The sequence below is a fragment of the Vibrio sp. QJM3NY_21 genome (genome assembly GCF_057785975.1).
In genome coordinates, this window is sequence record NZ_CM173513.1 from 3,273,875 (window position 1) to 3,291,151 (window position 17,277).

Consider the following 17,277-nt stretch of genomic DNA (forward strand, 5'->3'; position numbering starts at 1 on the left):
GCAGGAGATACAGTCATGGTTAAACAAACTCAGCTACAAGTAGAAGCGATCCGTAACGGCAGCGTCATTGACCACATCCCTGCTCATCTTGGGATTAAAATTCTCAAACTGTTCAAGCTGCATAAAACAGAGCAACGCATCACGATGGGGTTAAACCTGCCATCATCAGCGCTCGGCAACAAAGACCTAATCAAGATTGAGAACATCTTTCTGACCAAGGAACAAGCCAATCAATTGGCTCTGTACGCTCCACAAGCGACAGTGAATCAGATTGAAGAGTACAAAGTGGTCAACAAGCTCACACTTGTACTGCCAGAACAAATCAACAGTGTGTTCGCCTGCCCAAATAGCAACTGTATTTCACACGGTGAACCTGTCGAAAGTAGCTTTAAAGTGCAGCTAAAACACGAAAACGTACAGTTAAAATGTCACTATTGTGAAAAAGTATTCTCTCGCGAGATCATGAGTGAAATTCGCTAACCCTTAGCGCTACTACCTCCGCAACAAAAACCCTTCATAACTTATGGATATTTATTCCCAACGCGGAATAAATATCCATTTAACCAAAGAATAAAACTCCACAATAAAAGCAATTAACCAGAATTTTGTTTGGTGATCGCCTTCAAAAAGATAACTATCCTTTAGTGGTAGACTCAATGCATAGATGATCATACATCTCGCATACCCTCCCTCTTATTTCGGGGTTCATCGGTAAGCCCTAATTAACAATCGTACTCTACGGCTTTGGGAGTGCGTTCTGCGCTATGGACAAGCGATATCAACACGTTGACCTTAAGGAGTTGTTCATGAACCAAATCACTGAGCACGGTTGCTTGTATTCAGCTGAAGATAAAACACTGACTGCCGCGTGCAAACGCTTACTACAACAGCAAAGCTTCTCGACCCAGAACCAACTGCGCGAGAAACTCGTCGATATTGGCTATACAGGTATCAGTCAATCGACCGTCTCTCGCATTTTGTCACAGCTTGGCGTTGTCAAAATTCAGAATGCCTGTGGCAAAAAGGTTTACTGCATCACGGTTGAAAGCGCGCCTGTGCGTGTCGATGCCTCAATCTCATCACAAATCGAATTAATTACTCACAACCAAGCGATGGTGATTGTAAAAACAAACCCTGGTTGCGCACAGTTGGTCGCAAGATTAGTCGATATCGACCCACATACCGAGATTATCGGTACGGTTGGCGGCAATGACACCGTGCTAATTATTCCGAAAGACACCACGAATATAGATGCTTGCGAACAAGTAGTAAGAGCACGCTTAGGAGTGGCTTAAATGTCTTATTGGCAAGGGCTGTTCACTGCAGTTGCGCAGCTAACCCTCTCTCGACTGCCTAAGAAAGTGGCTCACCCGCCCTAGCGGATATTTGCTGGTCGATGAAACTAATCACAAACTATTACGGTCTGATTGAGTTAAGATACCTTCAACTCCATTTTGATGACTAAATAGTATGCGACGACTTGCCACATTACTTTTTGTTTGTGTTTCCCTGTTCACCCAGCCTGCGTGGGCGCTTTTTGGAAACGACAACGCCGAGCCAAGCTTCGGAGGCAATAACAACGGTTTTGTCCCTGTAGACCAAGCTTTCCCTTTCAATTACTACCAGCAAGACGGCAAGGTTCTTCTCGACTGGCAAGTAAAAGAGGGCTACTACCTCTATCAACATAGCCTCTCGTTCACAGGCCAAAACCTCGCTATCGGCAACGTTGAAATGGAAGATGGCCAACCACACCAAGATGAATTCTTCGGTGAGGTAAGCATTTATACTCAGCCGTTATTCGTGCAAGTTCCTCTACAGAGTTACCAAGACGGCTCACAGCTGGTCGTTAAGTATCAAGGCTGTGCAGATGCTGGTTTCTGCTACCCACCAGAAACTCGAGTAATCGATATTGAACCGTTTACTGCGACGAGTTCTGGCGATATGAAAAGCAGTGATGTGCAAAACAGTGATGTGCAAAATAGCGGTGCCTCACAAGGTTCTTCTGATGCAGCAGGTGAAGCGGACAAATCAGTACAACCCTCTTCTCCTACAGCTGACGCAGCAAGCAATACCACTCAACAAACCAATACTCCCGTTTCAAAAGAAGCAGGCTTAGCCGATAAGCTGGGTGACAGTTGGTGGACTCCATTATTATTCTTAGCACTCGGTGTTGGCTTAGCCTTTACGCCGTGCGTTCTGCCTATGTACCCAATTCTGACGGGTATCGTATTAGGTGGCGGCAAGCTCAGCCAAGGTCGTGCGCTGATGCTGTCTTTCATCTACGTGCAAGGCATGGCGTTAACCTACACCTTATTAGGTTTAGTGGTTGCTTCAGCAGGTATGCAGTTCCAAGCTGCCATGCAGCACCCTTACGTATTAATCGCGCTGAGTGTTCTGTTCGTGACGTTGGCGATGTCGATGTTCGGCGTTTATAACCTACAACTACCAAGCAGCATCCAAACTTGGCTTAACAACCAAAGTAACAAGCAACAAGGTGGCAATACCTTGGGCGTGTTCGCAATGGGCGCTATCTCTGGCTTGGTATGTTCACCTTGTACCACAGCGCCACTGTCAGGTGCACTGCTGTATGTGGCTCAAAGTGGCGACCTATTAACCGGAGCGATCGCTCTTTATGCGTTAGCGATGGGTATGGGTATTCCGCTGATTTTGGTTGCGGTGTTTGGTAATAAGCTACTACCAAAAGCAGGTAGCTGGATGGACAAGGTGAAGATCGTATTCGGCTTTATCTTGCTGGCAGCACCTATCTTCCTGCTAGAGCGAATTATTCCTGAATTGTGGGCAACGGTACTTTGGTCTGGTCTTGGGTTCATCGCCTTTGGTTGGCTTTACCACAGCAAGAATGCACTGCCATTCGGTGGTTGGAAACAGAGCGCTGTGGGTATCATCGCGATGCTTGGCCTGTTCGCATCAGCTCAACCTGCACTCAATTACTGGTTCGCAGAAAAGAGCGTTGTGGTTGAGCAACAAATCCAATTTGCACGCGTCAACACGGTTGAAGAGTTAGAAATCCAGCTCATCGAAGCCAAGAAACTCGGCAAACCAGTGATGCTCGATTTCTACGCCGATTGGTGTGTGGCATGTAAAGAGTTTGAGAAGTACACCTTCCACCAAGCTGATGTTGAGAGCAAGCTTTCTGATTTCGTCCTGCTTCAGGCTGACGTAACGAGAAACATGCCTCAAGACATTGAACTGCTTAAACAATTACAGGTGCTGGGCTTACCAACAATTGAGTTCTGGGATGGTGAGGGTAACCATGTTCCAAATGCTCGTGTCACTGGTTTTATGCCTGCAGATGTATTCTTAAAACATATGCAAGACCACCAGCTATAACGGCAATATTCACCGGAATATCCGCCTAAACGAAAGCCGCACCGCCCCTCAGTAACGAGATGGCAGTGCGGCTTTTTTGCTATTCAGAGTAACGCTTTCTTATTCCGGGGATAAAAGTCGATATGGTTCAGACTTTTCATGCATAGATATTGTCCACATACTCAATCAGGATGATAATAAATATTAACTAAATTGTTAAAAGTATGAACGTCATGGACTCGACCTATACCATCATCATTGCTGATGACCATCCTCTTTTTCGCAACGCCCTGTTTCAGTCAGTTCATATGGCGATCAGTGGTGCGAACCTGCTTGAGGCTGATTCCCTCGATGCCTTACTGACTCTGCTAAAGAAAGAAGATGAACCAGACCTGTTGCTTCTCGACCTTAAGATGCCGGGGGCTAATGGGATGTCTGGCTTAATTCAACTGCGTGCTGAATATCCAGATTTACCGATTGTAGTGATCTCTGCCAGTGAGGATGCCAGCGTCGTAACTCAAGTAAAGAGCCACGGTGCCTTTGGCTTTATTCCTAAGTCGAGTGATATGCGTGAATTGGTCAGCGCACTCAATCAAGTGCTGAATGGCGACCCGTTCTTCCCTGAAGGGCTGATCACCAACAATGCAGCCTGTAGCGACCTTGCGGAAAAGCTTTCCACATTGACGCCTCAACAATACAAGGTGTTAGGAATGCTATCGGACGGTCTGCTGAACAAGCAAATCGCGTATGAATTGAATGTTTCGGAAGCGACCATCAAGGCACATATGACAGCCATCTTCCGTAAACTGGATGTGAAAAACCGAACTCAAGCAGTTATCTTGCTACAAGAAATCCACAATTAAGCTTCGTTTACATCCTCTTCTAAAGTCGTCTTAGGCAAACATAAACCCAGCTTGACGACTTTATGATCATCTATATCTGCAACCACCCAAGTGATGTCATGCCACTCAAAGCTATCGCCTAATACCGGGTGTGCACCAAGCTCTTGATCAACCAATTGTTTTAGCGTCATTTCTCGCTCTTCTTCCGAGCCAAGTTCAATACCATAACAATCGCTTACCGCAGCGACCGATAACCCAACATCTAAGAAGAAGTCACCAAAGAATCGAGCGGCTTCTTCTGCCAAAGGTGCCTCACTGAACAGCTCACTTAGACTATTTAGATCTTTATCTTGACCAAGTACACAGAGAATATCGTTCGCCTCTAATATGGTACTGCCCGATGGGTGAAGTAAGGCATCTTGTCGAAACAGTGCGGTGATGCGCGTCCCTTCAGGCATCGATAAACGCTTGAGCGGTTCACCGACACACCACTTTTCCTCTTTCAGCTTGTAGACAAACATCTCCCACTCACTGGTCGGGTAAATCTCGATACCGGTGCGAGAAATAGGTGTCGGCGTTGGTGGTAAGGTCACTTTAGCGAGTCTTGCGACTTTCATTAAGCTGCCGCCTTGAACAATCAACGAAACCATAACCACGAAGAAGGCGATATTGAAATACAGCTGAGCATTTGGCAGGCCTGCCATCATCGGGAAAACCGCCAAAATGATCGGAACTGCACCACGTAAACCGACCCAAGAGACAAACCAGCGCTCCTTGGTGGTAAAGCTTCTGAACGGCAGCAAACCCAACCAAACCGACACTGGACGAGCAAACAAAATCATACCGAAAGCCAGTGCTAACGCAGGAAGTGCAATGTCCATTAAGGTCGATGGCGTAACCAATAGCCCCAGCACCAAGAACATCACGATCTGGCTTAGCCACGTCATGCCATCAAGAACATTAAGAATAGAGTGTCGAGAGCGAGTTGGACGATTACCAATGAATAGACCGACTAGGTAAATCGATAAGATGCCACTACCACCAAGCATGTTAGAGAACGCAAACAGAGCCACGCCTCCACTGAGTACCAGAATGGAATAAAGGCCATCAGCCAGCTGTACTCGATTGATTAAGCTCCATAGAACCCAGCCGCCGCCGATACCAACAAGAGTACCGATACCAAACTGCATCGCAAAACTTTGCAGTAGGAAGTTCATTCCCATCTCAGCGTCAGGGTAACCTAACAGCGCAATTAAGGTCACCGTCAGAAAGACTGCCATTGGGTCGTTAGTGCCTGATTCGATCTCTAGAGTTGAACCCACACGCTCATTGAGACTCTGCCCTTTCAACAAAGAGAATACCGCTGCCGCATCGGTTGAGCCAACAATCGCCCCGACCAAGATGCCCTGCATTAATGACAAGTCAAACAGCCAAGCCGCCATTAATCCGGTTAAGGTTGCTGTACATGCGACACCTATCGTCGCCAGCGAGAGCGAAGGCCAGAAAGCGACCTTGAAGCTCGCTACCTTGGTTCGCATACCGCCATCCAACAGAATCACAGCAAGCGCAAGGTTACTCACCAAGTAGGTCAGTGAGTAATCATCGAAATGAATATTACCGGGTCCATCTTCACCCGCTAACATACCAACGAACAAAAAGATCAAAAGAATAGGAACGCCCAATCGAGAGGACACTTGTGAGAAAAGTACGCTGATGGCGATGAGTACGGCACCAGTCAAGAATAAGTGGTTAATGGTTATTGCGTCCAATTCGTTCCCCCAAAGAATAAAATCCGAGCTTTAAGCCTGTTGATCTTCTGCCGTTTAGCAAGGCACGGTCGGTGAAAGTGCCTTAGTTACTATAACAAACTTATGTTTCGCTTCGTGTCATAAGCAGAGCTAAATACCGTTTCTCGGTCATTTAGTTGTTAAATTTTATGACTCGCAGTCTAATTCATCCCTTTTTGTTAGACCTTTGGCTAATTTAACAATACTGTAACATCACATTTTTCTATGGTTATGTCTCCTAGCTCCCATATTTCAGTACATTAGCGCTAATACCATCCCGACTAAAGTTGCACAGATCCCTTGACTTATCCTTGCTACATTCTAAATCGTAACATTACGTTAACACGCTATTTTACAAAACGGTTTCACAAAAACGGTTTCTACGAAAACGGAATAAAGGAGAAGGCAATGGCGTTCGAATCTACGGAACATGCTCAAGCCTACTGGAAGGAAAACTTGGGAATAATGGGAACACTACTCGCAATATGGTTTGTGGTGTCTTACGGCGCTGGCATCTTATTTGTGGATGTCCTCAATACCATTCAATTTGGCGGATTTAAGCTAGGTTTTTGGTTCGCTCAACAAGGTTCAATTTATACCTTCGTGGCGTTGATATTTATTTACGTTGTTCGCATGAATAAGCTGGACAAAAAATACAACGTACAGGAAGACTAGAGGCTAGAACATGGATATTCAAACTTGGACGTTTATTCTCGTCGGTATTACTTTCGCAGTATATATCGGCATCGCAATCTGGGCTCGCGCTGGAACAACTAGTGAATTCTACGTTGCTGGCGGCGGCGTACACCCAGTAGCAAACGGCATGGCAACAGCCGCTGACTGGATGTCGGCAGCATCGTTCATCTCAATGGCAGGTATCATCTCATTCGTTGGTTACGACGGTGCGGTTTACCTAATGGGTTGGACAGGTGGTTACGTACTACTTGCGTTATGTTTAGCACCTTACCTACGTAAGTTCGGTCAGTTTACGGTTCCTGATTTCATCGGTGAACGTTACTACTCGAAAACAGCACGTATGGTAGCGGTATTCTGTGCAATCTTCGTATCATTTACGTACGTTGCAGGCCAGATGCGTGGTGTTGGCGTTGTATTCTCTCGTTTCCTAGAAGTTGATATTAACCTAGGCATCATCATTGGTATGGGTATTGTGTTCTTCTACGCAGTGCTTGGTGGCATGAAAGGCATCACTTATACGCAGGTAGCTCAATTCTGTGTCCTCATTTTCGCCTTTCTTGTTCCAGCAATCTTTACCTCAATCATGATGACGGGTAACCCACTTCCACAAGTTGGTATGGGTTCAACGCTATCTGGCACGGATGTTTATCTTCTTGATAAACTGGATGGCCTAACCGAAGAGCTCGGATTTACCGCCTATACCGAAGGTAACAAGAGCATGGTGGATGTATTCTTCATCTGTGCAGCTCTAATGGTCGGTACTGCGGGTCTTCCACATGTAATCATTCGTTTCTTCACAGTACCAAAAGTACGTGATGCTCGTATCTCAGCGGGTTGGGCACTACTGTTCATCTCATTGCTATACACAACAGCACCCGGCGTTGCAGCGTTCGCTCGTGTTAACATGATTGAAACGATTAACGGTCCTGACATGCAAGGTGTCGCAGCAGCAGACGCACCAAGCTGGTACAAAAACTGGGAAAGCACTGGCCTAGTTGGTTGGGAAGATAAGAACGGCGATGGCAAAATGTTCTACTCGGGCGACGAACGCAACGAGATGAAGATTAACCGTGACATCATCGTACTGGCTTCTCCAGAGCTAGCAAAACTACCTAACTGGGTTGTAGCACTACTCGCAGCCGGTGGCCTAGCAGCCGCACTATCAACAGCCGCAGGTCTACTATTGGTAATCTCAACGTCGATTTCACATGACTTGTTGAAGAAAGGCTTTAGACCAAACATGACCGACAAGCAGGAGCTATTAGCTGCTCGTTTGGCCGCCATGGTCGCGATTGTCGGTGCTGGTTACTTAGGTATTAATCCACCAGGTTTCGTAGCTCAGGTAGTAGCGTTTGCCTTCGGCTTAGCCGCAGCATCCTTCTTCCCTGCCATCATCCTAGGTATCTTCTACAAGAAGATGAACAAGGAAGGCGCTATTGCAGGTATGTTGTCAGGTATTGCCTTCACAGCAAGCTACATCATCTACTTCAAGTTCATTAACCCAGCAGCAAGCACACCGGAAAATTGGTGGTTTGGTATCAGCCCAGAAGGCATCGGTACGCTAGGTATGTGTCTAAACTTTGTAGTATCAATTGCAGTGAACAAAGTGACCGCTGAAGTTCCTGAAGATGTACAAGAGATGGTTGAGTCTATCCGTTATCCTAAAGGTGCTGGTGAAGCTCACGACCACTAAGAAGCTCGCTACTTAGTGACTAGGATAAGAAGCACTTAGAAAATGAATCAGTACTTACATTGTAGGGATTAGGTACTGACTCAAGAAAGCCGATACTTTATGTATCGGCTTTTTCTTTTTTCCTGCCATTTTATAAAAAGACTAAAGAAAGGGTTGTTTTTAAATTCTCATTTGATAATAATTATCATTAACATCCATTAAAGAGATGCAAATGATGATGAAAGAGCAGCAGGTTCTCTATTCGAGATTTTACAAAGCACAGGATCGCTTTGCTTCATTAGAGCAAGTTCAAGGTAACGAACCGTTTGTGATTCGAGACTATATCGAATGCGCACTCACGCTTTCGGCTTACTATGAAAAGCATGCCGCTCAAGAAAATATCTTGTTGTGCGAACTGTACCTGCGCCAAGTTTTCTTTCATTTAATTGAAGCGATTGAGTCTCCTGACCGTAGTTTCGCCTTTCGTCATATCTGCCTAGACTCTATTCACTCTCCACTATTTTATTTAAAACGCTACTACCGCCAGCAACCGCACGGCCAAGCGCGTTTTTTGAATATCAGCCAGACACTACAACAAGTCCAAGCCCCACTTGGCTAACAAGGATAGAACATGACCCAAGAATTTCGGATTGAGAAAGACAGCATGGGCGAAGTTAAAGTTCCTGCCGATGCTCTATACCAGGCACAAACTCAACGTGCCGCGGATAACTTTGCGTTTAGTTCGCACAAGATGCCAACCAGCTTTATTCAAGCACTGGCGTTAATTAAGCAAGCCGCCGCCGATACCAACGCTCAATTAGGCTTATTAGAAGGTGATATTGCCAACGCAATTGCCGAAGCAAGCCAAGAGATCATTGAGGGTAAACACCTCGAGCAATTCCCTATTGATGTCTATCAGACGGGCTCTGGCACTAGCTCCAACATGAATGCTAACGAAGTGATTGCTACACTCGCTTCAAGAAGCCTGCAAGGCGAAGTGACCCCCAATGATCACGTCAACATGGGTCAAAGCAGTAACGATGTCGTGCCAACGGCGATCCAAATAAGCGTTGCTTTGATGACAGAAAACAAATTGTTGCCTGCATTAGCTCACCTTTCTGCAGCACTTACCGTTAAACAGCAAGAGCTTGCTGAGGTAGTAAAAACAGGTCGTACTCACCTAATGGATGCGATGCCGATTACCTTTGCTCAAGAGCTTGGTGGTTGGAAGTTCCAGATTGAACACGCCAAGCAAGCCATTGAAAGCAGTTTGCCAGCAATCAAGGCGCTTGCTCAAGGTGGCACAGCGGTAGGTACGGGCATCAATGCCGACCCACGCTTTGCCGATAAGTTTGCGAGTAACCTGTCTCAATCGACAAAGATCAGTTTTACCTCGAGTGAAAACTTCTTTTTTAGCCTCAGCAGCCAAGACGCGATCGTTGCGTTTTCTGGTCAGCTTAAAACTGCAGCAGTTGCGATCCTCAAGATCTCAAACGATCTTCGCTGGATGAACTCAGGCCCGCTGGCTGGCTTAGGGGAAATTGAGTTACAAGCGCTGCAACCGGGCTCGTCTATCATGCCAGGAAAGGTCAACCCTGTGATTCCAGAGGCTGCTGCCATGGCGGCGGCGCAAGTGATTGGTAATGACACCACGATCACGATTGCTGGCCAATCGGGTAACTTCCAATTGAATGTGATGCTGCCGGTTATTGCTCATAACGTTCTAGAAAGCATAGAGTTGTTAGCAAACAGCTCAGTCGCACTGGCTGATAAAGCGATAGCTACCTTCACCGTGCGCCAAGACAATCTCGATTTGGCACTGTCAAAGAACCCAATTCTGGTGACAGCGCTCAACCCTGTGATTGGCTATCTAAAGGCAGCAGATATTGCCAAGAAAGCTTATAAAGAGGGCTTACCGATTCTTGATGTGGCAGAAAGAGAAACTGATCTCAGCCGAGAAGAACTTAGCAAGCTACTTGATCCAACCAAACTGACGCAGGGTGGTATTGCCGGTTAGTTAGTTAGTTAGTTAGTTAAAAAGCGAACAGGCATTAACGATCCTTACTGAAACAACAAAGGCCTCATCCGAGGCCTTTTCTACATCCGTTCATTAATTAGAAATTCGAGCTGATTATTCCTAATTAGCTCACCCGATTTAAGACCGCTCTGAGTTTTAGCGGCTTGACGGGTTTAGCGATAAAGCTGAAGCTATTGGCTTTTATCGCCGCCAGCATGTCATCGGTTCTATCAGCACTGATGATGACCCCTTCAAAAGAGTCCCCAAGACGTAAACGACACTGTTGCAGGACTTCGAGTCCAGTTCGACCATTATCCAAACGATAATCAGAGAAAATCACATCCGGCTGCCAACCATCATCTAGGCACTTCAAACTTTCAACTAGATCAACGGCTGTCTTAACCTCACAACCCCAACGACCAATCAAGTTCTCCATACCGACTAAAATCTCTCGTTCATTATCGACACACAATATTTTCAAGTGCTCGATATCACTGGTCGCCATTGGCGTCGAAGCTTGTACAACCGGAGCCACCTTTTCAGCTCTCGCTAAGGTGATGGAAAAGACACTGCCTTGACCCGGCCATGAACGCATCGATATTTGATGACCAAGCACATGGGCAATACCTTTGGAGATGGCTAATCCTAGCCCTAACCCCTGATCAGCACGCACTTGGCTACCACGAGTAAATTCTTCGAAGATCTCTTGTTGCTTGTCTTCATCGATACCGGTTCCGTTATCCCACACATCGATTCGCACCTGACCATTCACTCGTCTCACACCGAGGACCACTTTGCCCTCAGGGTTATAGCGGAACGCATTAGTCAAAAAGTTCTGAATCACGCGTCTTAATAATTTAGGGTCAGAATGAATGAACAATGACGATGGGATCATTTGAAACTGGATTTTTTGTTGTATCGCTAAAGCGCTAAATTCCGCATTCAAATTGGTTAGTACATCATGCACGGCAATCGCATGAATATTGGTTTCTAACTTGCCGGATTCCAAGCGAGAGATATCCAACAAATCACCAATCAGATCTTCAGCCGCACCAAGCGCACTTTCGATATGAGAAGAAAGCTGTTTGACCTCTTGTTCTTTGGCGACCTCAGATAACGAAGAAGCAAACAAGCGAGCAGCATTTAATGGCTGCATCAAATCGTGACTCACAGCCGCAAGAAAACGACTCTTGGATTGTGATTCTTGGTCAGAGATTTGCGTCGCCTTTACCAAGCGATGATTCAGTTTTTCTAGCTCTTGAGTACGCTCATGCACTCTCGATTCCAAGCTTTCATTGGCATCTTTTAGCGCTTGCTCTGCTTGTCTGAATACCGTGATGTCGGTAAAGCTCATCACAAAGCCACCGCTTGGCATCGGGTTACCTTGCACCTCAATCACTCGACCATCAGGACGAATACGAGAAGAAGTATGTCGGGTGCCTTGTTCAAGGTGATAAACACGGCGGCGTACGTGATCTTCCGGGTCGCCAGGACCACACAAACCTTGCTCAGCATTATGGCGAATCACATCTGAAATGGGTCGACCAACCTGAATCAAGCCAGCAGGGAACTCAAACAGTTCTAAGTAACGTTGATTCCACGCCACCAGCCTCATTTGTTTGTCGATTACTGCAATACCTTGGCCAATATGTTCAATCGCACCTTGCAGTAAACCACGACTGAAGTCGTACAGCTCAGAGGCTTCATCAACGATAGTCGCAACCTCTTCAAGCTGCATGTTTCTGCCTTGTAAAGCAGAAGTGAGTACTAACTTAGCAGACGAAGCACCGAACACCCCAGCAAGCACGCGCTCTGCATGTCTAATCAGGCTTGCAGGTGCTTGTTGATTAGGAAGTAACGGCTGGCCGTGTTGTTGCCAATAGCTGTGTAAGGCGCTTTTCGCTCGCTTTCGACCCACAAAACGCGATGCCAACATCTCTAATTCTGCGACTGTCACACGGTTCTGATAGAGGCTGATGTTCTCATTTTCAGGCAGTGGTGTACCAACAAATGCTGCCGATTGTAAGCGCTCACTTAGGCTTGGTCTGGTCGTCATCGAGACCACGGCATAGCACAAGGTATTGAGTAAAATACTCAGCACTATGCCCCAATTAGAGCTGCTAACATCCCAACTTCTCAGCAGTTCTGGCGGCGTGATAATCCAAAGCAGTAAGTTACTTTCGCTATCGCCCGCTAGCATGCTGGTTTGACTCATCAGGGTAATCAGCCAGATCACCGAACCGACAAGCAAACCGACATAGACACCCTTTCGGTTTCCGGGACGCCAGTACAATCCACCAATTAATGCAGGAGCGAACTGAGCAATCGCAGCAAAAGAAAGAAAGCCAATAGCCGACAATGAATGGATAGTATCGAGGGCCTGATAAAACAACCAAGCACCAAGTAACAGCAGCAAAATTAACCCGCGTCGAATCACCAGTAACAGGCCAGAAAAATGTCGATGTGTTCTTTGGGTTAGACGCATACGGCGCAGCAGCAATGGCATCACTAAATCATTCGATACCATGATCGCTAATGCGATGGTCGATACAATCACCATGCCACTCGCCGCCGAAGTACCTCCGAGGAAAGCTAACAAAGCAATGTGATTGGCACCTTCTGCCATTGGCACGCTGATAACGTAAGTATCAGCCGGCATGTCAGTGAGCAACCCTTGTCCTGCCCAAGCAATTGGCAGCACGAACAGTCCCATCAAAATCAGATAAAGCGGAAACAGCCAGCGAGCAGTATGCAAATCTTGAGGACGTTCGTTCTCAACCACCATGGTGTGGAATTGGCGCGGCAGACAGACAATCGCCAACATGGTTAAAACGGTATGAATAATTAAGGTCGGAATATTCGGCGATTCATAGGTGGAAGCCGCCACATCAAGCAGGTCGATTTTATCACTGCTCACCGCCAGGTACATGATGAACAAGCCAACAATCAAAAATGCCGCGAGCTTAACGATGGATTCAAACGCTACAGCCATCATCATGCCACGGTGGTGTTCAGTGTTATCGATGTGTCGCGTGCCAAACAACATCGTAAAAATGGCCAATGCACCGACCACAAACCAAGAGACGTGATAGTCCTGATAACCAAAATCAGTGGCTAGGTTTGGCGCAACAATATCTAAGCCCATGGTAATACCGCGCAATTGCAGGGCGATATAAGGAAGAATGCCAACCACAGCGATAATGGTCACCGCCACCGCCAAGCCTTGAGATTTTCCATAACGAGCCGCGATAAAATCGGCAATAGAGGTGATGTGTTCACGCTTGGCGATGAGGATCAGCCGAGCTAAGATCCGCCACCCCAACGTGAAAACTAAAATAGGGGCGAGGTAGATGGGTAAGAATGACCAAGGATTGTTACTGGCCTGCCCGACCGTTCCATAGAAGGTCCAAGAGGTACAATACACCGCAATAGAAAGGCTATATATCCATGGACGCCAGCGTGATAGCCAACGAACTTGCCTGTCTCCATACCAAGCGATCAAAAACAACACGCCCAAATAGGCTAAAGAGACTGGAATTACTATCCATCCTTGCATTAAAAACCCTTTTTCATCCATAAAAAAACCTCTCCATAAGGGAGAGGTTTCATTTAACTAGGGAAGTGTGTTTAACTCAATCGCATCGCTTAAATTCTGTGCTTTAGGCTTTAATTCTGAGCATCAGATTGAGCTGAGGCTGTTTGATTAACCTCAACCACGGAGCTTCTTTCATCGACCTTAATAAACAAGGCAAGTGCTCCCATTGCGGCCATACCCCAGAAAATATTGGCACCCCAAAGCTCATATCCCCAACCACTTAAGGTGGTCATTAGTGCGATAAATGCACCCAATGGAATCGCATTATAGAGAGCTTGTAGCGCAACCATCTTGTTCTGTTCTTCAGATTGGATGTATTGAATCGCTGCGATGTGTGCCATAGCAAACGTCACACCATGCAGCAGCTGCACCATAACCAGTGCGAAAATTGCTGTGGTAGAAGCGGTAATACCCCAACGAGCCATCACCCCAATTGCCGCTACCACGAACAGAGTACGCAGTGACCAACCAGAGAATAAGCGCTTACTTAACGCAAATACGGCCACCTCAGCGACAACACCAAGGCTCCACAAATAACCGATGATCGCTTCTGAGTGACCGGCTTCTTTCCAATAAATTGCACTAAAACTGTAGTAAGCCGCATGGCTACCTTGCAACAGTGCCATCAAGGCTAAAAATTTCACCACTGATGACTCGCGCAGTAACTCACCTAGTTTTGGTCGCACCGCTTGTTGCTCAGATTGTGTTACTGGCATCACATTGGGATTTCTCATCGCAAGAATCAACGACAACAACACACCGGCAAGCGCAGTATACAAAATCATGTCAGTACCGAATTCAGCCACTAGATAACCAACCACGGTTGAACCCGCGATAAAAGAAACCGAACCCCAAAGGCGAGTTCGGCCGTAGTCGAGCATCTTAAGACGACTGTAATGGTTAGCCATTGCGTCAGAAAGAGGAATAATCGGCCCACAACACAGGTTAAACAGTACCGTTGCCAGCAACATCAGTATAAAACTGCCACCCGTGAAAAAGTGGAAGCCTACAAACAACAGCGCGGCGAAACTCAAACAGCGTAAAGCTGGCATCAAGTGTTCAACTTTATGGATACGTGGCGTAATCACTAGGTTGGCCACACAACGCGTCGCAAAGCCGATACCAATCAATACACCAATATCACCAGCAGACACGCCTTGGTCTTCAAACCACAACGCCCAAAATGGCAAGTACACGCCATACGCAAAAAAGAAACCAAGAAAATACTGAGAGATCCAGCCATAGGGTGAAGGGCTAAACATAAATAACCTATAAAGTGTGCGGAAAAAGGCAGCACCAATTATGCCTATCTCGCATACGATGAAAAAGGGAATTATTACTGGGATGCTATTCCTATATTCAATTTACTTGGATATCGCATTTCAACGAGATATCTCAGGCTCATCAATACCCATACTCTCATTTAGACTAAAGTCGTCTGGAGCTTCGCTGGTATTTTGTCAGACTGATTAAAGACTCCCATTTCTTCTTGTGATGCTTATGCCTGACAAATTTAATATGCAGCACCCACCCTTCGATAGCCTGTCCGACACCGAACAGTTAAAGCTGCGCTCTTCATTAGACGTGGTGTATTACCGCTCTCAAGAAGTAATACTGGAAGCCGATAGGCCGAGCCGACACCTGCACATTTTGATCAAAGGAGCGGTTGAAGAGCGTGCGAGCAGTGATGGCGAGATTTACGCACACTATGCCAATGACGATATTTTTGATGTGCGCAGCCAATTTGAACCTCACACCAAACACCAATATATCGCGCTCGAAGATACATTAAGTTATCTGCTACCCACTGATATTTTTCTCGAGCTTTACCACGCCAATGGCCAATTCGCCGCCTACTTTGATAGTAACCTATCAACACGTAAAGCACTGATCGAAGCCGCCCAACAACAGCAGAATCTAGCCGAGTTCATATTGACCAAAGTGGATGACTCTATCTATCACCCACCACTGATACTTGAACCGAACCAACCTATCAACCAAGTCACTCAAACCCTTAAAGAACGAGGGTTGGACTCAGCTCTCGTTCATTTGGAACATGATGACCCAAAAGCTTTTGGATCATCATGTTCCTTACCGTATGGAATCGTCACTCGAACCAATTTATTGCATGCTGTGATGCTCGATAATTTCCCACTGGATGCGCCCGTCGGCAAGATCGCGACGTTTCCGGTGATGCACGTAAATCAAGGCGACTTCTTATTTAACGCCATGATCACCATGACCAGGAATCGGGTAAAAAGGTTGATGGTTTGTGATGGTCTAAATGCCGTCGGCATGGTGGACATGACACAGATCCTCAGTGCATTCTCCACTCACTCTCACGTTCTTACTTTGCGTATTGCGCGAGCCACCAGCATTGAAGAGTTGTCAATGGCCTCTAACAAACAGCGTCAGCTGGTCGAGAGCTTGCTCAGTAACGGGATTCGCACACGCTTTATCATGGAGCTGATTTCTGCGGTTAATGAACAGATCATAGAAAAAGCTTTTGAGTTGGTGATCCCACCAGCACTGCATAATCATTGCTGCCTAATCGTATTGGGTTCCGAAGGCCGTGGAGAACAAATTCTCAAAACCGATCAAGACAACGCGCTAATAATTCAAGATGGCTTGGAGTGGCATCAATGCCAAAGTGCCATGAACGATCTCACCCACACACTGCAGCAATTGGGCTATCCACTGTGCCCGGGCAATGTGATGGTCAACAACCCGAAATGGGTACATTCAGAACAAGAGTGGAAACAAACGCTCACCCGTTGGGTAAAAAAAGCCACGCCAGACACCGTGATGGATATTGCTATCATGGCGGATGCACACGCCGTTGCGGGTAACAGAGAGTTATTAAAACCAGTAAAACAACACCTCAGTGATTTGATGCTCGGACAGGAATTGATTCTGACTGAATTCTGCCGCCCTGCTCTGAACTTCTCGGTTCCCCTCACCCTGTTTGGTAATGTAAAAAAATCCAAATCAGGGCTCGATATCAAACAAGGTGGCATTTTCCCTATCGTGCATGGTGTGAGAGCACTTTGTCTTGAGCATGGCGTCACGGTCAACAACACCTTCGAACGCATTGAGCAACTGGTCAGCAAGAAGGTATTAGAGCAAAGCACCGCAGACAATCTCAGTGAAGCTCTCAAACAATTCTTTAAGTGGCGCTTAGCCCAAAGGCTTTCTCAGCAGCACAGCAGCAACAAGATCAACGTCAAACTGATGGAGCGAGCAGACAGAGATCTGCTTCGTCATAGCTTACATGTGGTGAAGAAATTCAAGCAATGGCTAGGTTACCACTATCAAATAAGAGATTAGGCGGCTGAACG

The 17,277-nt window shown here is 46.4% G+C and carries 12 protein-coding genes; 9 read left to right on the plus strand and 3 right to left on the minus strand.

The window, feature by feature from the left end; all coding sequences use genetic code 11:
- Nucleotides 1-15: 15 nt before the first annotated feature.
- The 4 genes from pyrI to AC3CID_RS14680 all read left to right on the plus strand — a co-directional run bounded on the left by pyrI (nt 16) and on the right by AC3CID_RS14680 (nt 4,193).
- Nucleotides 16-480: an aspartate carbamoyltransferase regulatory subunit gene (pyrI, locus tag AC3CID_RS14665; RefSeq protein WP_004729721.1), complete on the plus strand. Its 465-nt coding sequence runs from the start codon at nt 16-18 to the stop codon at nt 478-480.
- Nucleotides 481-806: 326 nt separating this feature from the next.
- Nucleotides 807-1,295 carry an arginine repressor gene (locus AC3CID_RS14670; RefSeq protein ID WP_009844705.1) on the plus strand — a complete coding sequence of 163 codons (489 nt, stop codon included), beginning with the start codon at nt 807-809 and terminating at the stop codon, nt 1,293-1,295.
- Between the two features lie 175 nt (nt 1,296-1,470).
- The gene (locus AC3CID_RS14675; protein ID WP_488526704.1) at nt 1,471-3,351 is read left to right on the plus strand and encodes a protein-disulfide reductase DsbD; all 1,881 of its coding nucleotides are present in this window, start codon (nt 1,471-1,473) and stop codon (nt 3,349-3,351) included.
- Nucleotides 3,352-3,563: 212 nt separating this feature from the next.
- Nucleotides 3,564-4,193 carry a response regulator transcription factor gene (locus AC3CID_RS14680; RefSeq protein ID WP_004729724.1) on the plus strand — a complete coding sequence of 210 codons (630 nt, stop codon included), beginning with the start codon at nt 3,564-3,566 and terminating at the stop codon, nt 4,191-4,193.
- Here the strand turns inward: AC3CID_RS14680 and AC3CID_RS14685 are convergent.
- A complete protein-coding gene (locus tag AC3CID_RS14685; RefSeq protein ID WP_488526705.1) occupies nt 4,190-5,941 on the minus strand; it encodes a potassium/proton antiporter in 1,752 nt (583 codons plus the stop codon). The two genes, AC3CID_RS14680 and AC3CID_RS14685, sit on opposite strands and share 4 nt — an antisense overlap.
- Nucleotides 5,942-6,367: 426 nt before the next feature.
- Here AC3CID_RS14685 and AC3CID_RS14690 point away from each other — a divergent pair, with 426 nt between their 5' ends.
- From AC3CID_RS14690 to AC3CID_RS14705, 4 genes are all read left to right on the plus strand, one after another.
- Nucleotides 6,368-6,634: a DUF4212 domain-containing protein gene (locus AC3CID_RS14690; protein ID WP_004729726.1), complete on the plus strand. Its 267-nt coding sequence runs from the start codon at nt 6,368-6,370 to the stop codon at nt 6,632-6,634.
- Nucleotides 6,635-6,644: 10 nt separating this feature from the next.
- Nucleotides 6,645-8,348, plus strand: a complete 1,704-nt coding sequence (locus AC3CID_RS14695) for a sodium:solute symporter family protein (protein ID WP_054548240.1) — start codon at nt 6,645-6,647, stop codon at nt 8,346-8,348.
- 211 nt (nt 8,349-8,559) lie between these two features.
- Nucleotides 8,560-8,946: a hypothetical protein gene (locus tag AC3CID_RS14700; protein ID WP_488526706.1), complete on the plus strand. Its 387-nt coding sequence runs from the start codon at nt 8,560-8,562 to the stop codon at nt 8,944-8,946.
- Between the two features lie 12 nt (nt 8,947-8,958).
- The gene (locus AC3CID_RS14705; RefSeq protein ID WP_488526707.1) at nt 8,959-10,344 is read left to right on the plus strand and encodes a class II fumarate hydratase; all 1,386 of its coding nucleotides are present in this window, start codon (nt 8,959-8,961) and stop codon (nt 10,342-10,344) included.
- 124 nt (nt 10,345-10,468) lie between these two features.
- Here the strand turns inward: AC3CID_RS14705 and AC3CID_RS14710 are convergent, their stop codons facing one another.
- Together AC3CID_RS14710 and AC3CID_RS14715 are read right to left on the minus strand one after the other, a co-directional pair.
- Nucleotides 10,469-13,900, minus strand: a complete 3,432-nt coding sequence (locus AC3CID_RS14710; protein WP_162838729.1) for a hybrid sensor histidine kinase/response regulator — start codon at nt 13,898-13,900, stop codon at nt 10,469-10,471.
- 110 nt (nt 13,901-14,010) lie between these two features.
- Complete coding sequence (locus AC3CID_RS14715; protein ID WP_488526708.1) at nt 14,011-15,201, minus strand: 3-phenylpropionate MFS transporter; 1,191 nt, start codon at nt 15,199-15,201, stop codon at nt 14,011-14,013.
- A gap of 232 nt (nt 15,202-15,433) precedes the next feature.
- Here AC3CID_RS14715 and AC3CID_RS14720 point away from each other — a divergent pair, with 232 nt between their 5' ends.
- On the plus strand, nt 15,434-17,266 hold the full coding sequence (locus AC3CID_RS14720) for a DUF294 nucleotidyltransferase-like domain-containing protein (protein WP_488527298.1): 1,833 nt from the start codon (nt 15,434-15,436) through the stop codon (nt 17,264-17,266).
- The last annotated feature ends 11 nt before the right edge of the window (nt 17,267-17,277 follow it).

Excerpts from the sequence above, each read along its gene's own strand:
- AC3CID_RS14695 (WP_054548240.1), top strand. The coding sequence starts at position 6,645 with ATGGATATTCAAACTTGGACGTTTATTCTCGTCGGTATTACTTTCGCA.
- AC3CID_RS14710 (WP_162838729.1), bottom strand. The coding sequence starts at position 13,900 with ATGCAAGGATGGATAGTAATTCCAGTCTCTTTAGCCTATTTGGGCGTG.
- AC3CID_RS14705 (WP_488526707.1), top strand. The coding sequence starts at position 8,959 with ATGACCCAAGAATTTCGGATTGAGAAAGACAGCATGGGCGAAGTTAAA.
- AC3CID_RS14675 (WP_488526704.1), top strand. The coding sequence starts at position 1,471 with ATGCGACGACTTGCCACATTACTTTTTGTTTGTGTTTCCCTGTTCACC.
- pyrI (WP_004729721.1), top strand. The coding sequence starts at position 16 with ATGGTTAAACAAACTCAGCTACAAGTAGAAGCGATCCGTAACGGCAGC.
- AC3CID_RS14715 (WP_488526708.1), bottom strand. The coding sequence starts at position 15,201 with ATGTTTAGCCCTTCACCCTATGGCTGGATCTCTCAGTATTTTCTTGGT.
- AC3CID_RS14680 (WP_004729724.1), top strand. The coding sequence starts at position 3,564 with ATGGACTCGACCTATACCATCATCATTGCTGATGACCATCCTCTTTTT.
- AC3CID_RS14720 (WP_488527298.1), top strand. The coding sequence starts at position 15,434 with ATGCTTATGCCTGACAAATTTAATATGCAGCACCCACCCTTCGATAGC.
- AC3CID_RS14700 (WP_488526706.1), top strand. The coding sequence starts at position 8,560 with ATGATGATGAAAGAGCAGCAGGTTCTCTATTCGAGATTTTACAAAGCA.
- AC3CID_RS14670 (WP_009844705.1), top strand. The coding sequence starts at position 807 with ATGAACCAAATCACTGAGCACGGTTGCTTGTATTCAGCTGAAGATAAA.
- AC3CID_RS14690 (WP_004729726.1), top strand. The coding sequence starts at position 6,368 with ATGGCGTTCGAATCTACGGAACATGCTCAAGCCTACTGGAAGGAAAAC.